This window comes from Peptoniphilus olsenii (genome assembly GCF_040545475.1).
GTDB classification, from domain to species: Bacteria; Bacillota; Clostridia; order Tissierellales; family Peptoniphilaceae; genus Peptoniphilus_A; species Peptoniphilus_A olsenii.
Window position 1 is genome coordinate 194,833 of the sequence record NZ_JBEPMA010000001.1, and the last position, 22,248, is coordinate 217,080.

The 22,248-nt window shown below is 30.4% G+C and carries 33 protein-coding genes; all 33 read right to left on the bottom strand.

Annotation, left to right across the window (positions count from 1 at the left end; all coding sequences use genetic code 11):
- Positions 1-36: 36 nt before the first annotated feature.
- The gene (locus ABID14_RS01020; RefSeq protein WP_354366586.1) at positions 37-420 is read right to left on the bottom strand and encodes a type II toxin-antitoxin system death-on-curing family toxin; all 384 of its coding nucleotides are present in this window, start codon (positions 418-420) and stop codon (positions 37-39) included.
- Positions 417-653, bottom strand: a complete 237-nt coding sequence (locus ABID14_RS01025; protein WP_354366587.1) for a type II toxin-antitoxin system RelB/DinJ family antitoxin — start codon at positions 651-653, stop codon at positions 417-419. Before ABID14_RS01025 ends, ABID14_RS01020 begins: the two co-directional genes overlap by 4 nt.
- A 59-nt stretch (positions 654-712) precedes the next feature.
- Positions 713-1,180 (bottom strand): hypothetical protein, encoded by a 468-nt coding sequence (locus ABID14_RS01030; RefSeq protein ID WP_354366588.1) that lies wholly within the window; start codon positions 1,178-1,180, stop codon positions 713-715.
- Positions 1,167-1,478 carry a hypothetical protein gene (locus ABID14_RS01035; RefSeq protein ID WP_354366589.1) on the bottom strand — a complete coding sequence of 104 codons (312 nt, stop codon included), beginning with the start codon at positions 1,476-1,478 and terminating at the stop codon, positions 1,167-1,169. Before ABID14_RS01035 ends, ABID14_RS01030 begins: the two co-directional genes overlap by 14 nt.
- Entirely contained in the window at positions 1,475-2,227 is a 753-nt protein-coding gene (locus tag ABID14_RS01040) for a putative phage tail protein (protein WP_354366590.1), read from the bottom strand. Before ABID14_RS01040 ends, ABID14_RS01035 begins: the two co-directional genes overlap by 4 nt.
- Positions 2,220-3,317: a baseplate J/gp47 family protein gene (locus ABID14_RS01045; RefSeq protein WP_354366591.1), complete on the bottom strand. Its 1,098-nt coding sequence runs from the start codon at positions 3,315-3,317 to the stop codon at positions 2,220-2,222. Before ABID14_RS01045 ends, ABID14_RS01040 begins: the two co-directional genes overlap by 8 nt.
- Before the next feature lie 11 nt (positions 3,318-3,328).
- A complete protein-coding gene (locus ABID14_RS01050) occupies positions 3,329-3,763 on the bottom strand; it encodes a DUF2634 domain-containing protein (RefSeq protein WP_354366592.1) in 435 nt (144 codons plus the stop codon).
- 8 nt (positions 3,764-3,771) lie between these two features.
- Positions 3,772-4,227 carry a hypothetical protein gene (locus ABID14_RS01055; protein WP_354366593.1) on the bottom strand — a complete coding sequence of 152 codons (456 nt, stop codon included), beginning with the start codon at positions 4,225-4,227 and terminating at the stop codon, positions 3,772-3,774.
- 1 nt (position 4,228) lies between these two features.
- On the bottom strand, positions 4,229-5,650 hold the full coding sequence (locus tag ABID14_RS01060; protein WP_354366594.1) for a C40 family peptidase: 1,422 nt from the start codon (positions 5,648-5,650) through the stop codon (positions 4,229-4,231).
- A complete protein-coding gene (locus ABID14_RS01065) occupies positions 5,640-6,239 on the bottom strand; it encodes a hypothetical protein (RefSeq protein ID WP_354366595.1) in 600 nt (199 codons plus the stop codon). Before ABID14_RS01065 ends, ABID14_RS01060 begins: the two co-directional genes overlap by 11 nt.
- The gene (locus ABID14_RS01070) at positions 6,229-8,268 is read right to left on the bottom strand and encodes a tape measure protein (protein ID WP_354366596.1); all 2,040 of its coding nucleotides are present in this window, start codon (positions 8,266-8,268) and stop codon (positions 6,229-6,231) included. The genes ABID14_RS01065 and ABID14_RS01070 overlap by 11 nt, the downstream gene beginning before the upstream one ends.
- A gap of 216 nt (positions 8,269-8,484) precedes the next feature.
- On the bottom strand, positions 8,485-8,889 hold the full coding sequence (locus ABID14_RS01075; RefSeq protein WP_354366597.1) for a phage tail assembly chaperone: 405 nt from the start codon (positions 8,887-8,889) through the stop codon (positions 8,485-8,487).
- Positions 8,890-8,892: 3 nt separating this feature from the next.
- Positions 8,893-9,375 carry a phage tail tube protein gene (locus tag ABID14_RS01080; RefSeq protein WP_354366598.1) on the bottom strand — a complete coding sequence of 161 codons (483 nt, stop codon included), beginning with the start codon at positions 9,373-9,375 and terminating at the stop codon, positions 8,893-8,895.
- 10 nt (positions 9,376-9,385) lie between these two features.
- A complete protein-coding gene (locus ABID14_RS01085) occupies positions 9,386-10,723 on the bottom strand; it encodes a phage tail sheath family protein (protein ID WP_354366599.1) in 1,338 nt (445 codons plus the stop codon).
- The gene (locus ABID14_RS01090; RefSeq protein ID WP_354366600.1) at positions 10,723-10,911 is read right to left on the bottom strand and encodes a hypothetical protein; all 189 of its coding nucleotides are present in this window, start codon (positions 10,909-10,911) and stop codon (positions 10,723-10,725) included. Before ABID14_RS01090 ends, ABID14_RS01085 begins: the two co-directional genes overlap by 1 nt.
- A complete protein-coding gene (locus ABID14_RS01095) occupies positions 10,901-11,494 on the bottom strand; it encodes a phage tail terminator family protein (protein WP_354366601.1) in 594 nt (197 codons plus the stop codon). The genes ABID14_RS01090 and ABID14_RS01095 overlap by 11 nt, the downstream gene beginning before the upstream one ends.
- Positions 11,491-11,880 (bottom strand): HK97 gp10 family phage protein, encoded by a 390-nt coding sequence (locus ABID14_RS01100; protein ID WP_354366602.1) that lies wholly within the window; start codon positions 11,878-11,880, stop codon positions 11,491-11,493. The genes ABID14_RS01095 and ABID14_RS01100 overlap by 4 nt, the downstream gene beginning before the upstream one ends.
- On the bottom strand, positions 11,880-12,251 hold the full coding sequence (locus ABID14_RS01105; protein ID WP_354366603.1) for a hypothetical protein: 372 nt from the start codon (positions 12,249-12,251) through the stop codon (positions 11,880-11,882). The genes ABID14_RS01100 and ABID14_RS01105 overlap by 1 nt, the downstream gene beginning before the upstream one ends.
- On the bottom strand, positions 12,230-12,655 hold the full coding sequence (locus ABID14_RS01110) for a hypothetical protein (protein WP_354366604.1): 426 nt from the start codon (positions 12,653-12,655) through the stop codon (positions 12,230-12,232). Before ABID14_RS01110 ends, ABID14_RS01105 begins: the two co-directional genes overlap by 22 nt.
- A gap of 7 nt (positions 12,656-12,662) precedes the next feature.
- Positions 12,663-12,905 carry a hypothetical protein gene (locus tag ABID14_RS01115; RefSeq protein WP_354366605.1) on the bottom strand — a complete coding sequence of 81 codons (243 nt, stop codon included), beginning with the start codon at positions 12,903-12,905 and terminating at the stop codon, positions 12,663-12,665.
- 9 nt (positions 12,906-12,914) lie between these two features.
- Positions 12,915-13,832 carry a hypothetical protein gene (locus tag ABID14_RS01120; protein WP_354366606.1) on the bottom strand — a complete coding sequence of 306 codons (918 nt, stop codon included), beginning with the start codon at positions 13,830-13,832 and terminating at the stop codon, positions 12,915-12,917.
- Positions 13,833-13,843: 11 nt separating this feature from the next.
- Positions 13,844-14,383, bottom strand: a complete 540-nt coding sequence (locus ABID14_RS01125) for a phage scaffolding protein (protein WP_354366607.1) — start codon at positions 14,381-14,383, stop codon at positions 13,844-13,846.
- A gap of 164 nt (positions 14,384-14,547) precedes the next feature.
- Positions 14,548-14,916 (bottom strand): hypothetical protein, encoded by a 369-nt coding sequence (locus tag ABID14_RS01130; RefSeq protein WP_354366608.1) that lies wholly within the window; start codon positions 14,914-14,916, stop codon positions 14,548-14,550.
- Between the two features lie 6 nt (positions 14,917-14,922).
- Positions 14,923-15,018 (bottom strand): YjcQ family protein, encoded by a 96-nt coding sequence (locus tag ABID14_RS01135; RefSeq protein ID WP_494338275.1) that lies wholly within the window; start codon positions 15,016-15,018, stop codon positions 14,923-14,925.
- A gap of 52 nt (positions 15,019-15,070) precedes the next feature.
- Positions 15,071-15,343, bottom strand: a complete 273-nt coding sequence (locus tag ABID14_RS01140; protein WP_354366609.1) for a hypothetical protein — start codon at positions 15,341-15,343, stop codon at positions 15,071-15,073.
- Entirely contained in the window at positions 15,333-16,832 is a 1,500-nt protein-coding gene (locus ABID14_RS01145; protein ID WP_354366610.1) for a minor capsid protein, read from the bottom strand. Before ABID14_RS01145 ends, ABID14_RS01140 begins: the two co-directional genes overlap by 11 nt.
- Complete coding sequence (locus ABID14_RS01150) at positions 16,795-18,198, bottom strand: phage portal protein (RefSeq protein ID WP_354366611.1); 1,404 nt, start codon at positions 18,196-18,198, stop codon at positions 16,795-16,797. Before ABID14_RS01150 ends, ABID14_RS01145 begins: the two co-directional genes overlap by 38 nt.
- 8 nt (positions 18,199-18,206) lie before the next feature.
- Positions 18,207-19,460 (bottom strand): PBSX family phage terminase large subunit, encoded by a 1,254-nt coding sequence (locus tag ABID14_RS01155; RefSeq protein WP_354366612.1) that lies wholly within the window; start codon positions 19,458-19,460, stop codon positions 18,207-18,209.
- Positions 19,450-19,914, bottom strand: a complete 465-nt coding sequence (locus ABID14_RS01160; RefSeq protein ID WP_354366613.1) for a terminase small subunit — start codon at positions 19,912-19,914, stop codon at positions 19,450-19,452. The genes ABID14_RS01155 and ABID14_RS01160 overlap by 11 nt, the downstream gene beginning before the upstream one ends.
- Before the next feature lie 150 nt (positions 19,915-20,064).
- Entirely contained in the window at positions 20,065-21,141 is a 1,077-nt protein-coding gene (locus tag ABID14_RS01165) for a HigA family addiction module antitoxin (protein WP_354366614.1), read from the bottom strand.
- A complete protein-coding gene (locus ABID14_RS01170; RefSeq protein ID WP_354366615.1) occupies positions 21,134-21,469 on the bottom strand; it encodes a type II toxin-antitoxin system RelE/ParE family toxin in 336 nt (111 codons plus the stop codon). The genes ABID14_RS01165 and ABID14_RS01170 overlap by 8 nt, the downstream gene beginning before the upstream one ends.
- Positions 21,470-21,559: 90 nt before the next feature.
- On the bottom strand, positions 21,560-21,955 hold the full coding sequence (locus ABID14_RS01175; protein WP_354366616.1) for a hypothetical protein: 396 nt from the start codon (positions 21,953-21,955) through the stop codon (positions 21,560-21,562).
- A gap of 131 nt (positions 21,956-22,086) precedes the next feature.
- Complete coding sequence (locus tag ABID14_RS01180) at positions 22,087-22,245, bottom strand: hypothetical protein (RefSeq protein WP_354366617.1); 159 nt, start codon at positions 22,243-22,245, stop codon at positions 22,087-22,089.
- Positions 22,246-22,248: the final 3 nt, after the last annotated feature.

Below are 22,248 nucleotides of genomic sequence, written 5' to 3' on the forward strand. Positions count from 1 at the left end.
AAAAAAGACAACCCACATTGGATTGCCTTATTACAATTACCTATTATTTATTTTCTTTTCAATAAACTTTCTAAAATCTTCTTTATCCATCTTCCCACTAGCAACATCAAGACCAATTTTTATTAAATCTTTATCACTCCATTTTAAAATATAATTATTTTCTTTTAAAAGAATAACTAAAATCAATACTCCTATACGCTTATTTCCATCTATAAAAGAATGATTTTTTATAAGAGAATATGAAATATTTATAATTTTATCTAAATCATCTGGATAAAGTTCATTTCCTCCAAAAGTTTGAAAAGCACCTCCAATTGCAGATTCAAGAAGTCCCTCATCTCTTAAACCTTTACATCCTCCAGATTTATCAATAATCATTTCTTGTAGTTGTATAACAAAGTCTTTATTTAATCTTTTCATTTAGCAAGTTCCCTAAAAGCGTCAATATGTTCATCAACGAATTTTTCAGCTTCATTATATATCCTAGTTTCATCATTTATAGATATTTTAAACGGTATGGCTTGTTCTCGTATAGCTTGTTTTAAAAATACATTAACCGCACTTGATATATTCATCCCAAGTTCACTAAATAACTTATCTGCTTGTTCTTTTACTTCATTGTCTATTCTTACACTAATAGTTGTATTTGCCATAATATCACTCCTTAATGTTATTTTATCAAATATTACGACAATGTCAATACAATGTAATATTAACTCCAAACCTCCCCTCTAGGCTCATCATAATAACCTCTAATAACTTTAATGTTATCCAAATCGTCAAAAGTTACACCAAAAGCATTAGCAATAAGTCCATTTAGCGTTGTCATCTCTAAACCATCTGTTTTTAAAGCCTGTTGTAATAATACATTGTCAACATACTTTCTCCATTCATATAATATTGCAACTGCCACATCAACATTGCCAAGATTCATTTCACTAAGGTCAGTACCTTCTTCGATTACTTCTCCTTCGTAAAATTTAAGATGTACTAATCTATTGCCATTATCAGCAACACCCATATCTACAACCTCAAAAGTCCAAGGCAATTCCACAATTCTGTCAGCAAAACCTGTCATCATATAAGTGTTGTATTTTTGAAAATTTTTTAAAACCTCATCTATACCAAAATAAGGATTTTCAACAACACTTAGACCCGTATATCCATTAATATCTGCCATCACTAATCACCTCATTTTCTACCCTAATTTCAACAACCGCTAAAAACTTATATCTGCTTGATTTTACAACCTCCATGTCCTGCGTTTGTAAAATATCACCATCAGTATCAATAATATCTATCTTTGTTATCTCACCATCTTTAGACGATAAACTAACAAATACTTTAATAACATTTTTATCAATAGTTTTTTTCTTGATAGTGCCATCAATAACATTATCACCCATGTATACCTTAGCACTTGCAATTCTGTCGTATAACTTTTTTGCAATTTTATTTAACTGATTATTAGGTATCATCTCTTAACAACCCCACTTTTAATCTCTCCAACATTAAACTGTCTTTGCCTTTTAGCTGCCCCATTATTTTTAACATTAATACTGTTAACAATCTTTTTACCAGTGTATTGATGTTTAAAAATAGTACCGCATTTATGATGATGCCCTACAGGATAAAAAGGATTGGTGTAAGTGTCTGTCTTATCTTTAATAACTAATTCATCTAAAATATAAAGCCTAAATGACATCAAAAGATTTGCTGGTATTATCTTTCTAAGTTCCTTCTCAAGCCATGGTATATCAAATTCAGCTTTTTGTATTTTTAACTCAAATATTATTTCATAGTCGTTATACAAAAGCTCAACTTCATAATTATTTTTACCTACAGCCGCATCCATCCACTTCAAAAGAGTCCTATGAGTCCACCTTATTTTTTTATTCCACAAAAGATAAACTCTTTTTCTTCTGTCATTAAGCGTTTCATCTTCTCTAGCTTCTATCCCAAGTATTTTTTCATATCTATATATCCCATATTCGCTAGCCTGTAGAATAAATTTATCTGCATAAGTTTTAAGGATTCTTCTTGTTAAAAAATCAAATTCTAGACTCTCACTATCTGTCCAGTCTATCCAGTCAGGCGACTTTGCAATAGTTTCATAGTCGTTATAAGCAGCTAAATCAACTTTTCTTTTTACTTCTATTTCTCTACCACTAAAGTCTCCTTCAGTATCAAAATACCAAAGTTCTTCAATTTCTCTACCTTTAGCCATTCACTTTCACCGCATTTAAAAAAGGAATCTCATTTTCTTCTAAGATTCCATTTCTCTCATAGTTTTCTAATTTTGTATTATATACATCAATTACTCCATCAATATCTAATATCAAAGATTCTAATTTTGATACTCTAACAATTGTTGACTTTTCTTTCTCCCATTCTTTCCTTAATTGCAAGAAATAAGGTTCTAGAATATTTTTTATTTTTCTTTCAATCTCATCTTTTTCAAAGTTATCTCTTAAAGTTACATTTAAAGATAAGTTTAAATCTTTTTTACCAGCACCCTCAACAGTTACTAAGTGTCCAATTGGAGCAAGCCCAAAACCCTTTTGATTATTAGGTACTGGATCCAATATTTCTTGTACTTTGCTTACTAGTTCTGTTGCAGGTGCATTATACTTTGAATCAGTAAATACTATCTTTACAGTTCCACCGCCATTCCAAACAGGATATACTTTAACACCTCCTACACCTTGGGTAGCGTGACACCAATCAAGATATTGGTCAATATTTCCGCCATAAGCATTGGTATTTATGTGTCTAAAATATCTTTCCCTAAAATCCTCAGTTTCTTCCTCTTCTTCTCCAGGTTTTATAACTCCAACTATAACTGCGTGTTTAAGTCCATTTATATTTTCAATAGGAATTAATTTCCCATAAGGAACATTTCCTATTTCTCCAATTTCTTCACAAGTAAGTTCGTAATAATAAAGCTCTTTTTCCTTTCCTAAAAACTTAGTGGCCATAAAGTTAAGACTATCAAAATTAAATCGTGAATTTAAAGGCAGTTCTATATTAAATTCTCCCTTAACTATGGCTTGTGTTGCTGGAAAAGGTGTAAGTGCTCTATCTCTTGCAACTGCTTTAAGTCCTTCTCTGTCAGCTGTATCCCCATACATATTTTTTAAAATCCAATCAAGAGTCATATATACTAATGAAAGTTCTATTGAAGCTGGTGCTTGTGCATCATATATTATAGAACCTTCACGTTTATCTCTTGTATCATCAACTCTTGATAGCATTCTTTCTAAAAGAAAATCAGCAGAAAATTCATCAAATTGATGTTTATATTCTCTTTGTGCCATTTAAACACCTCCTACTCTATGTTGTCATAGTCAAATTTCCAAGCATTTTCAATTTCAATATCTCCATAAATAGAATTTACTGTAAAAGCTATGCTAAGTTCATCTTTTGGGGATCTCTCTTTTAAATATTTAAAATCGGTAACTGCAATAACTCTATCATCTTTAATTAAACATTCCTCAATTCTTCTTGTAAGTTCCACATAGGCAAAATTTTTAGGTTGACCAAATAGATCCTGTAAAGGCATACCAAAAGTTGGATAAATTAAATGGATCCCATATTCAGTATTAATATTTTTATAAATCATCTGTTTTAAAGCTTCGATACCATCAATATTGCCATAAATCCTTTCAGAGTTAACATGCATTCTATAAGTCTTAGTTGGATCTATTTCTTCTATTAATCCTTGTTGCATGGCTAAGTTTATATCATTTTGTTCAGGAATCATATAATCACCTACTTTTTAATCCCCTTATCGTGTTTGATTTCAATAATTTCTCCTTCAAAAAGCTCTATTGTACCTTCAGTCACCAAAGTAGTAGAACCATCAGAACAATTTCCCTTTAAATTGCATTTAACTTTGCCCTTTAATTTATGCGTTCCATCAAAATAATAATCTACACCGTTAGATCCTTGAGGGCTTGAAGCTTCATATAAGTAGTACCAAACTTGTCCCTCCTGATTAGATTGGAAAACAAAATAATGTCCAATTTCTTCTTCAGTAAACTTCCTATACTTGGGCACAACAAGCCATTCTTCTTTTAATTCTATATCGTCATCTCTCTTAAAAGTAAGAGGTTCCAATTTCTCAAGTTTTGCATGAACTATAGTAGCGGATTTAAGAGTTCCAATATAATCAGCAGTAATTTTTGTCATTATCTTTTTTAATTTAGTTACATTATAATCACTCAACTTAACCTCCTACATATCTATACGCTCTAGTAAAGTTTTTGTATCTATTCCACGCTGTTTGAATTACAGTTTTTCCTTTAGATTGAGATGCTTCTATAACATTTTTACCATCAAACATGATAGCAACATGTCCCTTATTCCACATAACATCACCTGGTTGTGCCTGTTTAACTGGTATTTCAACAAAACCATATCTTTTAGGATTTGATGCAAGGGAACTTGAACTAAATCGTGGCATATTAATTCCCATATCTCTATACGTCCTTACAACAAGACCAGAGCAATCAACCCCACCTTCAGACATAGATTCACCACCCCAAACATATTTAGCACCTAGATATTTCTTTGCTGTTTGAGTTACAGAATTAGTTCCTATAGAACTATTAGAACCTATAATTATGTCATTTCCACTTTTTTGTTTATGATTTTGTTCAAGTTTTTGAGGAGCTATTTCAGGACTAATATCCTTGTTGTAAACCTCTAAATCCATAAAATGGTGTTCCTCCTGAAATTTATGAGTGACATTTTGAACTAACATCATAGAATTAATGTCAATGTCTCCAATAGCCATCATATGAACAGGAACTAAGCTTCCTGCTTTTACATCAAGACGTCCAACAATATTTTTAAGTCTTAACTTTCTGTGTTTCTTATTTAAAACTTGTAAAAGTTCTTTCGCTTTTGCTTCAATATCTAATTCTTCATTGTTAGTTGTGTCTGTATATGATAAAAGACCCCATCTCTTAATAGATTTAGTATCTTCAGCAGTTGCAGACTTAATCTCTTTTTTGTTATCGTCAAGCAGTTTCAAATGCACTCTATTATAAGTGTTTGAATTTATAGAAGTTTCATAATCAAAATCTTCTGTACAATCATAGTCAATAACATCCTTAGTTTTCATGTTTTCAATAGATTTTAGACAAATTTTCCCACCTTTATCAAACATTGTATAAAGTTTTCCAGTATTAGCAGTAGTAATGTCGCTTGCAAATCTTAAAATTTCCCAGAACTCTTTATTTTCTTCAATTCTAGCTGGTATTTTGAATTTTGTATCTTCAATATCTCCTATTTGCAAATTTCTATCTTTACAGATGTTTGTTAATAATTCTTTATAAGTCCAGTCTTTATATTGATAAGTAGCCTTATTTTTAAGATATCTCAACTGGTCGTAACAAGTTGTTGTTATAATCTGTTCACCAGTTCTAGATTTAGTAAAAATATAACCATAGAAAAATATTTCCCCATCAACATAAAATGCAATTGGATTGCCTTCTTGATAGTCCAAGTTTTCATCTTTAACTATATTTAAAACCATTTGCCCAGGTGCCCCATCTCGTGACCAGGTAACTCTAACTTCACCTTCAACTAATACTTCTTGGACTTTACCTCTGTTATCAATAATCACTTTAAATCTATCTTGCATTTGCACCACCAAAAGTTTTATCAAGAAAAGCATTAACTCCGCTTTTAATACCATGAATAACTTTAGAAGCGAGACTCCCATTCTGTTTACCATTTCTCATGGCTATATTACCCTTATTTGAACTGATACCTTTTGAACTATCAGCATTTACATTAATCACCTTTGTTTTAATGGGTATATATTGCTTTAAAAAAATGGAAATAATTAAATCAGCACCATTTTCAGCATCCTCAATTATTTCATAATCTTCAAGAGTTACAGATTTATTGATAGAGTTATTCAAATTTTCTTGATACTGACTTCTTAAAATTATAAATTGGAAAGACTTTTTATTTATTTTTAAATCTTCTAGCTTGTTCAAAACAATTTGAGGACTTATAAACTGTTTAACCGAAGGAAAATCCTCAGAAGGTACTCTAAACTCAAAATTAAACTCTGTTAGTCCAGGCTTTTTTAAAAGATTTAACTCTTCCCCATTTAAGAGAGTTACAATCTTATTTTTATTTTTAATTTTAGTATTTATTTTAGCCGGAGTAATAGGAAGTAGTAAATCATCAATATAAAAATCATAACCCTTTTTAGTGCTCATAAGCAGGTAAACCTCCCATAGTGGATTCAACAGCTTCTGCTAAATCGTCAGTAAGACCTTCCATCCATCCGTCAAGGTCTGCGGTTTCATGGATATCTCCAAAACTATTATTAGCAATAACTTCAAGCTTTTCAAAAGTAAAGTTTTGTATTGCTCTACGTTCTAATAAATCTTTTAAGTGGCTAACATCTTCATTTTTAACCTCTAAACCATCTTTTAATTTTTCTGTGTTTTTCTTTGTGCCCTTAGCAGCATTTTTAGCTTCTTGGATATCTTTAGCAATTCCAGGCATATCTGTATAAGTTGGTATGTCAAAATTCATAGTAGGCTTGGTGTTTTTGTCTTTATTTCCACCAAGTTTTTCAGCTTGTTTTTTTGCAATCTCCTTTTCTCTTTCAAATTTTTCCATATCATATTTTAATTGCAACTCTTTAGTCTTTTCATCTCTTATAGATTGATTTTCGTTGGCTTTTTCTACAGCAGATTGAATTTCGTCGTCTCTTTGTTTTTTATTTCTTTCAGCATCAACTTTAGCACCTGCAAATAAATTAACCTTATCAAATGCTTCAATACTTACACCAGGAATATTGTTAACTAAACCTATTAATTTATTAATAAGTCCAATTGCTCCATTAACCATATCCGTTAATATTCTTAAACCATCTACTTTCATATTATCAAGAGTGTTTAAAACTCCATTTTTAACTTTTTTAATGCCAATTTTAAACATATCCCATTGATATAAAATCACGCTAATTTGTTTTCTATTATTTATCACAAAATCTGCCCAATAGTTTTTAATATTATTCATTACTATTAAATGTGCAACACCAACTCCACCAACTGAGTTCGCCCATTTTAGATATAAACCAATAATAACCCCAATTACTACTCCAATCCGAAATATAGGATTAGATAAAAAAGCAGCATTTAATTCTAAAGTAGAAAGTTCAAGAGCTCCAAAAGCTGCAACTGCTCCCCAAATTATTGGCCCAATAATTCCCCAATGGTCAGCTATAAAATTAAATCCTTTAATGGCAATATCAGTTGCAATAAATATCATATTAGCAACAGTAGTAACTCCATTTATTGCTCTATCTGCAAAAATTTGAAATTCTTCCGAATTGGCAAATTCATTAAGTCTAGCAAGAGCAGGTTCAATATTTTTTACAAACCTATTTTTCATATCAAGAGCAATCTGCCCAAAAGTTTTAGGCATTTTTTCAAATTCCAAATTAATATCATCACTTGCATTAAGTAAAGCGTTTTTAACAACATCAGCAGATAACTGCCCTTCTTCAGCAAGTTTTCTAATTTGACCAATAGGACTATCCATATAGTCAGCTATTATTTGTATTAATTGAGGAGTATTTGACATAACAGCATTTAAATCTTGCCCTCTCAAAACTCCACTAGCCATAGCTTGAGTTAAGTTATACATTACTGATTCAACACCTTGAGCAGAAGTTCCAGATATAGTAAAAAGTTTATTTAAGTTTTCAGCAAAGGCAATTGTTTCTTTGTTGCTAGCAAATGCATCCTTAGCTTGTGCTCCAAGCTTAGAGACAATATCCATTGTCATCTTATATTCTCCTCTAGCCCTCTGGGCAGATTCAAATATCATATTTTGCAGTTCAAGTGTACTTTGATGACCATCATTAATACTATCAAGCCTTGCCCTTATCTGTGTCATCTCATCAGATAATCCAACAAAAGCCTTAACACTTCTAAAAGATCCATAAGTTATTAACGCGGATTTAATAAAGCCTTTGAGTTTATCAGCACTTTTAGAACCCTCTTCAACCCTTTTATTAAACTTTTCTTGTTCTAAAGCAGTTTCTTGAATGGCTGCTTGAGTCTCTCTTATCTTGTCCCTTGCAGCATTTAAACTATCAACATCAAAAGCTTTTTTACCAGCAGTTTCAACATCATAAGCAGAACTAATTACCATATTCATACTTTCAGTAATACTATTTAAAACTCCAGTCATTTGATTTTTTAAAATAATAGTACTTGATAAAACCCCCAAACTTTCACTCCTTTCTTATGTATTAAAAAGAGAGGCTCCCCTCTCTTAAATATATTATTATTTACTCAAGTTTTGTATCTTCAGCATATTTTTCAAGCATTGCTACATACATTGCTTTTGTAGGTTCATCAAATTTGATAAATTCCTCTGGCCTAACTTGGAACTTACTACATACAAAAACATAATAAGCAAGGGAGGTTTCTAAATCCTCCCCTATTAGTTTTTTGCTTCTGTTTTTAACTCATCAAAACTTTTTTTGAGCCCATTAATTTCCATACATTTTTCCAAAAGCCTATTAAACTCTTGTGCATTTAACATTTTATTTAATAATTGTCCCGGTTCCATTACACCATAGCTATCTTGCAATTCTTTGTCTCTTAAATTAGGATATATAACAGTCTCAGTCACTATATCTTTAAAATATTTATCAGTTTTAAATTTATTTTGCCTCCCTTGTATGACTGTAGCTCTATCTGTAGCTAACAAAGCACTGTCAGGCGACATTGCTCTTAATTTCCAGGATATAGCTCCATCTTCATTCTTAAATCTATTCGAAACAATAAAATCAACTTCTTCAAATGGATTAGCAACATTTTCTTTTAAAAAAGCAGTTAAACTCATTTATTAAATCATCCCTTCTAATATATTAAATTCTTCAGGCATATCACAATCTTCAAAAGTACCTGTAATTTTTTCTTCTAGTGTATCAGCAGTTATATCAAGTTTAGCCATGACAGAGCCGTCAATATTACAGTCTCTAAAAATAACAGTGTGCCTTCCAGCATTACTATTTGGATCTTCGTTTGTTATTTGGATGTCAAAGTAAATATCTTTATGTTCTTTTGTGTAAACAATCATTAGTTTTCTAAAAATATCAGTATTGTAATAACAAGTCGCAGACCACTTACCTGAAAGGGTATTAGATCTATTTCCTTTAATTCTAGTTCCAAGTCTTGGAATTTCACTTTTCCCTTTTTCCCAAGAACCTTCAAAATCTTTCAATTGAAATAATAAATATCTATTACCTTCTATAGTCACATATGCAGAACCTTCGGCCCCATGAATAGGCTCTCTAGCATGCATTATTGCTTGATTTAAATTAGGCATTTTTTACCTCCTATCTCACGTGTATTGTCATATAAAGTTTTTGCATTGCCATAACTGGCATCAAAAAGTCATGTACAACAATTGCATCTTTTTCAAAGCCTTTTTCAACAGTTGAATCGTTAGACTCATAATCCTCAATTGCACCAAGTTCTGTTAAAGTTTCTGCGTGTTTAACAAGTTCATTCCAAAAACCAATTCTGCCATCTTCATTATTTTGAACTTTTCCAAGATAATATTTGTTAAAGATTATAGCAATATCTTTTGCTCTTTGATCAAGAACTCTAATTACTTGATTCTTTGAGAAGTCAGAATTTTGATATAAAGTAAATTCTGTAAATGAGTTAATATCTTCAAGAACTCTAACCTCGTCATTTCTTCCATAGAAGAAGAAATAACCATTTTTAATAGCTTGTTCAGCTTCTCTCTTCTTGTAACCCGTATCGATTACATATTCCCCGCCATAAATTTTATTTGTTAGGGAACGATTAATAGGGCACCCTGCCTCTTGGCCAGTCACCCAATAAACCACAGCAGCTTCATTTTCATCATCAGTTACTTTATTAAATACATTGATGAGTCCTTTATGATTTGCTTTATCCTTTTTCATGTTGTAGAGCACAAGTTGAAATTTTACTCCTTCATCTTCTCTCATTCTTCTCATGAATTCCTTATAAAGAAGTTTTACAGTTTCATCAGTACCAGCATAACCAATTACATTAAAGTCATACTTCTCAACTTCTTCTAAATATCTTGAGTGCGATTCTCCAACTACTTTACCATTTTCACCACCAGTAAGCTTTGTACCAACAGTAGTTTCAAGTTCATCAGATTCAGAAGAAAATACTACTGCACTATTTTCTTTAAGTTCTGTAGCTTTTTTAACTAGCTGTTCATTAATAGTAGCATCTCCCATTTTAGTAATTACTAAATATCCATCTTCGTCGATATCTTTTTCGATAATAATTTGTATATCATTTCCTCTGATACCTTCATATTTGGCCGTTACTGTAAGACTTCCTATAGTAGCAGTTGCTTTTTTACCACCTTCATCATTTAACCTATATAAATACAAAGTCTTTGCACCTTGCATTAAATCTCTTAAAGGCTTCATTTTATCGTCTGTAAAAGAATAACCTAATAATTCTAATGATTCATTTTGTAAGTCACTAGCTTCAAGAGTAATTATTTTGCCCGTTTCACCCCAATCAAGTTCCATACCAATGGTTGCATAACCTCTGTCAGAAAAGAAGTTAGATGCCCTTGGAACAGAAACATAGTTAATATATGAACCAGGTAAAACTTTATTCTGTGTAAGAAAAGTTCCTCCACCTAATGCTCCGTATGCCATTATTTAACCTCCCTTGTATTAAAATCATTTACTAACTTGTCAACTTCATTCAAAGTGTATTCTTTATCATCTTCTAGTAAAATTGAAAGCACATCTCTATTCCAAACAAGTTTATCTGCTCTTAAGATAGCATCTTTTGTATATTTAGCAGCTTGTGTTTTATCTGTGCTTGTCTTTTTATCTACCATGAATATTGACCTCCTTTTTTCTCATTAAATCTTCTTCATCATCTTCATCATTTTCATATCTTGGGTCCATTGGATTAATTCCAGGAAAAACTTTATTATTATCTGGCCATGGCTCTGATTCCCACATACCAGGATTAGATTTGTCAGTAGCCTTTTTATAAGGCTCTTTTTCTGTATAGTGAATAATATTTTCTATTTCCATCATAAATGGTTCCTTAAATACTTTTTCTTTAGTAGTATATCTATAATTAATTACAAAATTTATCGAATCATCTTTAATTCTAGACTCTGATTTAAAACTATACACACCACCAGTATCTAAAAATACTTCATGCATTCTGTATAAGAGTGTTTGTTCAATCTCTTCTTTTAAAAAAGCATCTGCTCTCTGGTCTAAATAAACAATATTTACTAAACTATCAACTCTGTATCTCTTTTGAAATTCAGGTGTTATATCTGTATTAACAATACTCACAAAAAAGCAAGGTTCAACTAAACCTTGCTCTACATCCCTTACATATATGTTAATATTCGGAAAAAGTTTATCAATACGATTAACTACTGCTCTTAAGAGTTTTATCATAATTTACTAAAAGCCTCCTCCAAATATTTATCCACTATATTTTCTATCTCTCTATCAATTTTGTTTTCTGCAATTGTAAGCATAAATACACCAGGAACCCACTTTTTATGGTCTCTTGTCCTATGACCAAATTCAACATAGTCTGCATATTCAGTATTATTGTATAAAGTTATTTCAAATTCTGAACCGTTTTTCTTTAAATCTCCTATACTCCAACCGTTTATTAAAGTTTTTGTATCTTTAGGTGTATTATGTTTTACATCCCTAAGTTCTCTCATAGCAATATTTCTTATTGCCTTTTCTATAATGCCATCTATTTGCAATCCAAAATCCTTGAGAGCATCTCTAAATTGTTTTAATTCACTAACGTCAAACTCTATGCTCATTATGCCCACCTCACAAATTCGCTGCATATATACTCATTATGTGTTGCATAAGATTTTACTTTAGCATTTAATAACCTATACTCAAAATGATTTTGAGTAACAATTATCTTAGAATTAATAGGTATATCAATTTCAGGAGCAACAAAGAGCACAAAAGTATTCTCACTAGAAGTCACTAACTCCTCTTCATTATTTTTGGCAGAAGAAAAAGACAGTCTACAAGGTAAATTCTCATAAACTGTCTTTTCTTTAAGTTCACTAACTTTTGTTACTGGATTTTTTATAGTTTTTCGAACTATAACACTACAAATCCCTATATATAAAGTTTCAATTGCCTTTCTATAGGCACCTACCACTCTAGTTTTCTGCATGTAATCGCCTCTTTCTGCCAATTACTCTTTAAAGATGAAATCCAAATCATTAGTTTCTTTTCGCTCATATCGTTGATATTTGAGTTGTCAGAAAGTTCAACAGAAGTATCACCAAGAGTAATCCTTCCACCAAGACTATCAAAATCAAAACTTTCAGGAAGCTTTCCTGACTGAAACATTCTCTCCAAGAAACTTCCTAAAATCATCTCATACAGTAAATAATAAAGTCTTATAGGCACAAAATCTGTATTGCAGAAATTTTTAAGTCTCATAACTTCTTTAACAGCTATGAATTTTATGCTAGAATCAATATCATCAAATCCAGCATCTTTTAAAGTTTCTAAGATTTGACTCGCATATATACTCTCAAAAAAACAATCCATAGGCACTAGATCCTCAAACATAGTTCACCTACTTTAACAAAGCAATTAAATCAGCTTTTCTTACTATGCCTTTTCTATCTATTCCTTTTTCATCAATCAAAGCTTCAAGCTCTTCAACAGTTAAATTTTTAAGATTAGAAGTTTTATCTATTTTAGTTGTTTCATCTTTAATATCAGTATCTTCAATTACAATAGCACCTAATTCTTGAAGTTCCAGTATTTTATTCTCATCTGTTGTTGTATAAACTAAATTATTGAGTTTTAGTTTCATCTAATCACCTCATACATTAGTACATACAAAGATTTGATTTTCTTTTTGCTTTTTAATCCATAAGTCGTGATATTTTCTAAAGTCTATTTTCCAAGCATCAGCTTTTTGGTTAACATCAGGAGTAAAAACTCTTAATTTATCAGTCTTGTTAATACCGATAGGCACATTTGCCGGTGTGATTATCCAATAAATATCCTTAGCTTCTTCATTAGCTTTTAATCCACCCGCTTCTTGACCTAAACTTGTCCCATCTTGTGCATCATATAAAGTTTTAAGCCTTGCAGATGGTGCTATTCTAATAGGACATTCATCAAGTGCTTTTACTTTAAAGCTCATTGTTCCTTGTTTGAAATCAGCAACATTAATTGATTTACCGATTTTAGGTGAATTTTCAATTAAAGCTCTTGTTGTTGTAGACATTGTTAAAATTAGTGGAACATTATCCCCCACAATATCTTGAACAGCTCTAATATGTTCTCTAATTTTATCTAGTGCATTATCAGCAGTTATCTCCACTTTTTCAATTTGATTAGCTTTTTCTGCAATAGAAGCAATCTTAGAATATCTATAAGAATCTATTTCTGGGATAACTTGTTCTGTTTGGAAAACTTTAATCAAATTAGCAGAAGTTGCCACAAAGCCACTCTCATCAACATCCATTGCATCAAGTTGAAAAGTTCTACCTCTGTCTTGTGTCATCTTATAAGTATCATATTTTAAAGTAACTCCGCCTTGCACAAAACCCTTGTCCCTATCATAATCAGCAAGACCAACCGTTGACATTGTAGGTATCTTTACTTCGTCTCCACCATTATAAATTACTTGTCCTGCATTAGCTTCCATCCATCCAGAAGTTAGACCTTTAACTGCATGTTGATCTAACTGTTTCATCATTAATTTTGAATATTCTAAAGTATTAATTGGCATATTCCCCTCCGTTATTCATTAAATACATTTGCGATTTCAGATTCCATCTCACTAATATCTCTTCCACTGCTATCAGGTGGTGTATGTGCATTAAATCTGTCATCATTACTATTCTCTACCTCTTTAAAAAGATAAGGTTTAGATTCTTTTAAACTTTCTACCTGCTCTTTAAGTCCATCAATACCATCATCATTAAACTTAATGTTTTCTCTATCTATAAGTTTTAATAGCACATCTTCGTCTACTGAATTATATGTCCTTACCGCATCTTTAAGTGCAGTATCATTCTTTAAGTTTTTAAGAGCTTCCTCATGCTCTTTTGCCTTTGATTTCCATGTTTCAACAGACTTTTGTATGTCTTCAATATTCATATCTTTGTATGATTTGATTTCTTTATTTGCCGTCTTTATCTGTTCTTCTAAAGTTTTTATTTCTTTATCTTTAGCAGATACTTTTGCTTTTTCTACATTTATGTCTTTCCCATTTTCGTTCATAATCTTATCGATTACTTCTTTTTCTAAACCTAGTTCTTCTAAAAACTCTCTTTTCATATCTTGCTCCTTACGTTTTTTATACGAGTGTTACATTCTCATAGGTTGGATAAGTTTTACGTCAATTCCAGGACAATAAAAAAATCGCATGATTATCACACGATTAATAATTGTATTTATCTAGTTTTTATCATTTTTTCACACGATTAACTCACGATTATTTATTATATAAATCTCGACCAGTCCAAAACTCTTGGATCTATTTCAAACTCCCACTCACCGTTTTCTTTAATATTTATTGGAATAATACTATTTATATAAATCCTCTCATAAATTCCATCACTCCTTTTTAAATCTACTTCTAATGAAAAACTATCGCCAATTGTTGGCAGTTCTTCAATTGGATCTGTTAGTACTATGGATATTTTATTACTTCTTGTTAGACATTTTTTATCACCTAAAACTTTAATTTCTCTTTTTTCTTCAAACAAATTTATTTCTGCATAGTCTAAAATTTCAAAATCCCTAATACCATTTCTTGTAATATAAATTTTAGGATTTTTTGTCTTTAATCTTCTTATTAATGTTTTCATATTTACTCACCACGGTTTAAAATCTTTAACTATTTCATAAGCTTTTTTCATTAATCTATTCTCTTCCAGATACTCAATTCCTTTAGCCATTATTTCCTCCAATAAAAAAACACATCTAACAATTACTCGTCAGTGTGCTTTTTAAGATTACATATTATTTACTTTCAAATATTAATCTACTTTTAATTTTATTGTATATTTTTTCTAATTCTTTTCTTTCATTACTGCAGTCATCACCAGATGTCACTTCAGAACAAATATCAATAATATCATCAACTAAAGAATCAATTTCATCTGTAGTATTAGGATAATATACTTCAATATAATACTCTAAACTATCAAATAAAAAAGAATCAACAATTGATGGCTTTTTATTTAAAATTATTTCAATAATCTCAAAAAATCCGTTTAATTGCTCATTCTTCATATTTCTTTAACCTCCCTTCGTAGTCCCATTCTTTTTTCCTTTTTATTATATTGTGTACTTCAATACCCTTTTTTGTATAAATAGCTTGAATATTTTTATAAAATTTCACTGGCCTATCATCGGATATTTGTTTCATATTAAAATCTTTCTTTAACACTTCTAAGACTTCACTTTTAGTATAACTACCTCTTTGTATTCTACTATAAGTTCTCTCCAGCCCGTGCATATTAAATTCATATCCATATCTTCTAAAATCATGGTATTCGTCTTTTAGTTTTTCTTTGAATGGCTCTTCCCATTTTTTATTATTTATCATATTCATGGTATTGACTTCACGATTTATTTGGTTGTATCTATCAACATTATTATATTTGATATATCTGTATTTTTCAAGATTTTCAACTACTTTATAGCCTAAAATTGAAATAATTCTATTATACTCCTCTTCATCATTATAAGGAGTAACATATCTTCCAAACCACTCCTTATAATTCATATAAGGTACTCTTTCACTTTTGCCAGTTTCAGGATTTCTAGCCATTCTTGTAGTATCCATTCGTCTTTGTATATCATCATCAAAATAAGGTACTGTATCAGTACGGCAATTAGGGTGAAATGGATTGGCAGTAATCCCTGGCATATAGTCTTTGGTATCAAATACCTTGCCATCCATATGTCTACATATCTCACTAGTTTTTAAATCAAGTGTTGCAAGTATCTGATACTTTTTTACCCCTGCATCTTCATATAATTTTTTAGTGGCCATAGAACTAATTGCTGCTGTCTCTGTATACACAAGCCTTGCAGCATTTGCCTTTGATACTCCAAATTCTTTTTCTATAATCTTTATAGACTCTTCAGGGGATGCACCTCTTGCAATGTCTTTCATTAAGTTGTCTCTTAACTTTGATGTTAATTTATTGCCTCTTCCCCAAATTCTTTCGCTGAATTCTTTCCCGTCACTTGTCCAAGGATTATTCAAGACTATCTTTAATTTATCTTTGTTAATTGCTTGTACACTTCGATAACCAGTGATTCTTTGAAGCTCATATAGTTCTTTATAATATCTTTTTTTAAAAGTGTTACCAAGGTGTGCAAATAACCCTTTTTCTTCTCTACTCATTAGACCTGCAACAGTCTTTTTAACTTCTATTTCCATTGCTTGCAGTCTTGATATCCTTACTCTTCTTGATACAATATTGAGTTCTCTTTCAATTTCTGGAGTAATGCTACCTTTTGATTTTTTCATAAACTCATTTAGACCCATCTTAAAGGAATCGAGCTCTTTATTATTTAATAATTTCTTTGCTTCAAATAAAGAAATACCACCTGCTTCTTTTTGTAACTTCAACAGATGGTTATAAATTTTCTCTTGTATTTCATTTATTTCTTCATTATAAAATTTTCTTAGTTCTCTTACATACGCATCAGAATCTTTAAATATTTCTTTATTAAGATTTTCTATTCTCTTGTCCCAGTAGTTCGCCATGAACTTCACCACCTAAGCCTGCGTAATCATCATAGTATTTTAAAGCTTCTTCTCTTTCTTTTTTGATTCTCTTTTCTTCTTCTCTTGCATCAGTAACAAGAGGGTGGCTCGCTCGTAGCGTTTCATTAGATACAATACCTATAGAATTTCTTATCATTTCAACGACTGACTCATCATTAATCATCATTTTTCTCTTAAATGTTATATCGACATCAGAAAAATCAATATTTTTTACAGTTCCAATAAAATCAAACATATAGTCAAAACTTGCAGAGAATTCAAGCTCTAATGCATTGGCATCAAGTTCTAGATCAGCATACATTGCTTTTATATTTAAAGTATTTGGAGCGTTAGAAGTTTTTTCATTGTCTAGATATAAACTCCTTGCATTGTGTGCAATAGCTTTTTTAATGAGTTCGATAATTACTTTATAATTTTCAGAATTAACCTCTACCTCTAATGTATCAACACCACCTTGGCTTCCATCTGCTGTTCTAACTTTTATAGCTTTATACTCTGCAAGGTTTTCTCTAAAATCTTCTAAGTTTTCCCCATCATAGTTTTTGAGTATAAGTATTGAATTCATAGGATTTTCAAACATATTATCAGCATAATTAGATAGGAGTAGGTTAAGTGCATCTTGTAAACACATCACTCTATTTAAAAGTGGCTGTTCATAAGGTTGTCTAAAATATACAAATGGTATTTTCTTATAACTATAAACTAATCCATCTTTTTCTAAGTAAGCTTCTTCTTTTTTATATTCCAAATGTCCATTATCATATTTATAAATTTTTACAGTCTCTTCTGTGTAAAAATAATAATATAGTTCTTTTTTAATTTCATTACCCTCAAACTTGTTTTTCGTTACTTGCAAAATTACTGCTTCTAGACTTTCATTATTATCATTTTTCCAGATAGGTATTACATCTAATGGAGATAGTCTTTTATATTTAATTTCTTCTCCATCTGTATACATAAAAAGCCAAGCAATTCCACAATTATAACTATCAATTGCAAGATAGTTCATTGTTCGCATAAATCTTTTGTCTATAAATTCATTTAAAAACTTCATAGCATTTGTGTTTTTCGAATCAATATTAGGTTTTTCTGCAAAAAGATAATTTCTTTTCTGGTCAAGTGCTCGTGCATACTGATTATCTTTTATTATTGTGTTTGGTAGTCCTCTTATAGTCTTAAGTTCTCCACTCTTACCTATTACAGCCCTCTTCTTCTCGTCGATAGCATGTTTGTAATTGTAATAATCAATGCCTCTTCTCATCTCAATTCTTTTTTCTTCATGAGCAATAATTTTAAGTTCAATATATTTAATTAGTTGCTCTTTAGTTAAATTTTTTAAATCCATAATTCACCTTAAAAACCTATTAAATTAGATCTCATATCTTCAGATAGTGCATATCTAGCTCCGTCAATTCCATGATTGTCTTTATCCTCTAACTTATTTTTTGTATTTCCATCTTTATCCACTTGATAATCTATATTTTCAAATTCTCTTGCAATGTTTGGACACCTCACTGGATCTATTACTATCTCTTCTAAATCATCAAGCCACTTTTCGCCATATTCAACACTGCCTGGTCTCTTGTTTGCTCCGTATATCCTAAGACCATAGTCCCAACATTCATCAATAGACTTAGGCTCTGCACTATCTGCAATTATCTTTGTGTCATTCCAGCCATTAGCTTTAATTCTTTGTGCAGCTAACCTATTGGATAATTTAATTTCGTAAATCTCACCAAATATATAAATTTTTCTTCTAGTCTTATCATAGTGAAGTCTAACAAAAGAAAATGGATCATTAGCATAACCCCAGTCGATACCTTGTCTAATATTGTCAAAATTAAGTAACTCTTTTGTAGTAATTTCTCTGAAAGTTAAATTATCAAAAGGCACTACACCACTCCCTATAGGTTCGCCTAAGTATTCCCATTTGTATTTATTAAGCTTTGTTTCTTTTATATGCTCAGCTTCATCAATAAAGTCTTTAGAAATAAAAGTATTGTCTAAGTAAGTAGAATGATGAACTACTGTATTCTTTGGTATAAACTGAGTTTCATATCTCTTATTAACCCAAGATTGCTTTCTTTTAGGTGGATTGTAAGAATAAAAGAATTTATAATTAATTCCATCTGGAAGTTCTGCTCTTAAAACTGAATTTTCTATCATACTGACTTCATCTTCAGTCTTAAATTCCGCTAACTCCTCTATCCATAGTGTAGCAATAGGGAATTTGGCAACCTTGATAGATTTAATCTTTGAAGGGTCATCAGCACCACGAAAGATTATTGTATTACCTCTCGGAGTATAAGTTATTTTTAATGGACTAATATTAAATTTAAAAAAAGGCTCCAGGTTTAATATGCCTATAGCTTCTTTTAATTGCTCATAACATGACTCCTGCAGAGTGTTTCCAACTTTTCTAACACATAAAGCAGTTATTGGCTTTTGCACAATATCAAGAATTAGTTCAATCGCAATATTTGATGATTTTCCTGAACCTCTTCCGCCTTTGAAAACATATTTTAGATAATTATTAGACTTAATATCTTTATGAATATCTTGGAAAGCTGGTAATATTATATTTGATAGTCTAGGCTTAGATATCATCTACAATCACAACACTTGTATCAGCATCCAGCTCTATTTTATCAGTCCACATGCCAAATCTTTTCCCTAAAAGTTCAGCAGCCTTTATACTATCCCTATTTTGAGTAGGTAACTTTACAACCTCCGGCTTTTCCTCAATACCTAAAAAATTTCCATTTTCATCAAAAGCAGGTTTCTTTGCTAAAACAAGTTGATAATCAATTTCTTGTCTTCTCGCTTGTCTTGTAAGCATTCTAAGTATTTCTCTTTGGTCTGCAATAAGTTCCTCATCAAGCTCTTTCATCTTTTGCTCGATGTATTCCTTAACTTCAGGATTACTAAAAAGACGACTCGCTGCAGCAGCTGCCGTCCCTCTATTTTTAACACTTTTATATACTTTTAAGTAAGACTCAGTCTTGTTGCCAGTGATAATATAATCGTCAGCAACTTGTCTTTGTTTAATTGTTAATGCCATATCATCACCCACCTTTAAGCATTAAAAAAGATACCCCAAATTAATGAGGTATCTTCGGAAGTATTAACAGAAATCCAATACATTTCTTCACTTTATATATTATCAAATTAAAATCGCACAAAACGCACAAAATTATAATTTTCAGTAATTTTAATTTAAAACTATCTCATAATTAATGTTAAATCCATTTAATTGATTATAATTAATATATTTATCTCTTTTTAATCTTCCAGTTACAATACATGGCAATATCCCTAATCTATCAGCAAAATCCTTTATAGAATTACTATCAAAATTAGACATCTTAACAAATTCTTTATAAGCTTTCTCATTTATAAAGAAATCCGCAGCCCATTTATCTGCCCTTGCTTCTTTCAAATTATAATCTTCCTCATTATCTTTATCGGTATAAAAATCATTATTTAAGATATGGGCGATTTCATGCATTAAAGAGAACCAGAATATATCAGCTGACTTATTTCTATCAGTTATTAGCAACAATACTGATCCATTCTTAAATTTTTTTGTTGCTCCCTGTAGACTGGAATTTTTTAAATTTGGCAACCCAATTAAAACAATTCCACATTCTAATAAAATTTCTTTTAGCCTAGGATAAAAATCACTATCTGTTTTGCTAAGCATTTTTTTTATTAGTGGCAGCATAGACTCTAATTTTTTCTTATCTAACTTTATTTCAGTCTTATTTCTTGCTTTATTAGTTGCAATTTCTAACATTACATTTGAATTAACAATTGTCTTTTCGTTAAAAGAATTTACATTTCTATAGCTCACAGAAGGATTAAAATTTGTTAAATAACACAAATTAGAAACGTTGAATAAATTTCTTAATTCTTCAATTTTTTCCTTTAAAGAATATCTCTTATTTATAATAAATTTATTATCTTTAAAATATTTTAAATCTATTAATTTAGAAATCCTTTTTTCATCTTCTAACATTTTCTTTTCAATCTCTAATTTTTTTCTATCATAGGAATTTTGTAAATTCATCCAAGATTGATAATCAACACCTGTTAGCTTTTCTAATTTTAATGCTACCTCAGGTTTTAAATTTGCTTCACCATTAATCAATTCACTCAAAACTTTAGGATTAATATCTAACCTAGCTGCAAATTCATTTTGAGTAATATTTAAATCATCAATAACATCTTCAATGTAAGATCCTGGATGAAAAGCTAATAATCCATCATATTTAATTATATTACTCATAATGTTTCCCCATTTCTTTAAATATAACTTCTGTAATATTTATAGCATTATTAAAAACTTCATCTTTAGGCTTTTCAAGCAAAATTATTAATCTATAACCATCTTTTCTCGATCCTATATCAATTGCATACTGACCTGATCTGTCTCCCTTTAAATCGTGAAAATAAAAAGGCCTATACTCCATAACTGATTTCAAGTTTTCAGCGTTTTCTATGAAGTTAATTGCTTGATAAAGTTTCTTAGCTATTTTTTCTATATAATTCTTTTTTGCAAACTTATAATCAGTGCATAATTTCTTTATCTTATTATTATCATAACTTATTTGCATTATTTCTCCAAATTCTAAATTACCTTTTCGGTAATTTAATTATACATTTATTTACATAAAAAGTCAAAATTTATGCTTAATTATCAGATTTTATTTTAAAAACCTATTATGAATCATCCTTGCATAAGACTCATGAGTACTTCCTAGTGCTTTACTAATCTTTACCCAGCTCCATCCATCAATATATCTCTTCTCAAAAATGTATCTAGTTAAACTGTCATCTATACCGCTTATAAAGTCCTCTATCTCTAGTCTTATATCTCTAGCTTTTTCAAGCCTATCTTTAAGTATTCTATAAAGTTTCCTTTTTTGTTTGTTTTCTACAACGCCTGTAATCGGAATGTGTATCTCTTGATAAGGGTGCTCTGTATTTGAGCCTTTTGTTATATCAGTAACAACTATATCTTTACAACAATTAATTTTAAAATTTATATCTGCAATTTCTTTTTGTAAAACTAAATATTGTGCAAGCTTATCTTTATCCATTACTTCCTCCATTCCACATAAATATAGTCTTCCCAAACTTCCACGTAATAACCTCTGTTATAATAATAATTTACAATTCGTATCCTATCTCTAAATGTTTTAAAAGGTATAGCTAAAACTTTAATCACATCTTATACCATATCTTGCATCACAATATAAACACTATCAATGCCTTCTTCCAAATTTAAAATCTCTAACACAAATTCATCATCTTCAATATAACTATTGCCATAAATTTCATAGTCATCATCATACTTTGCAAGTTCTTCTTTTAATTCTTTAACTGTCATTTT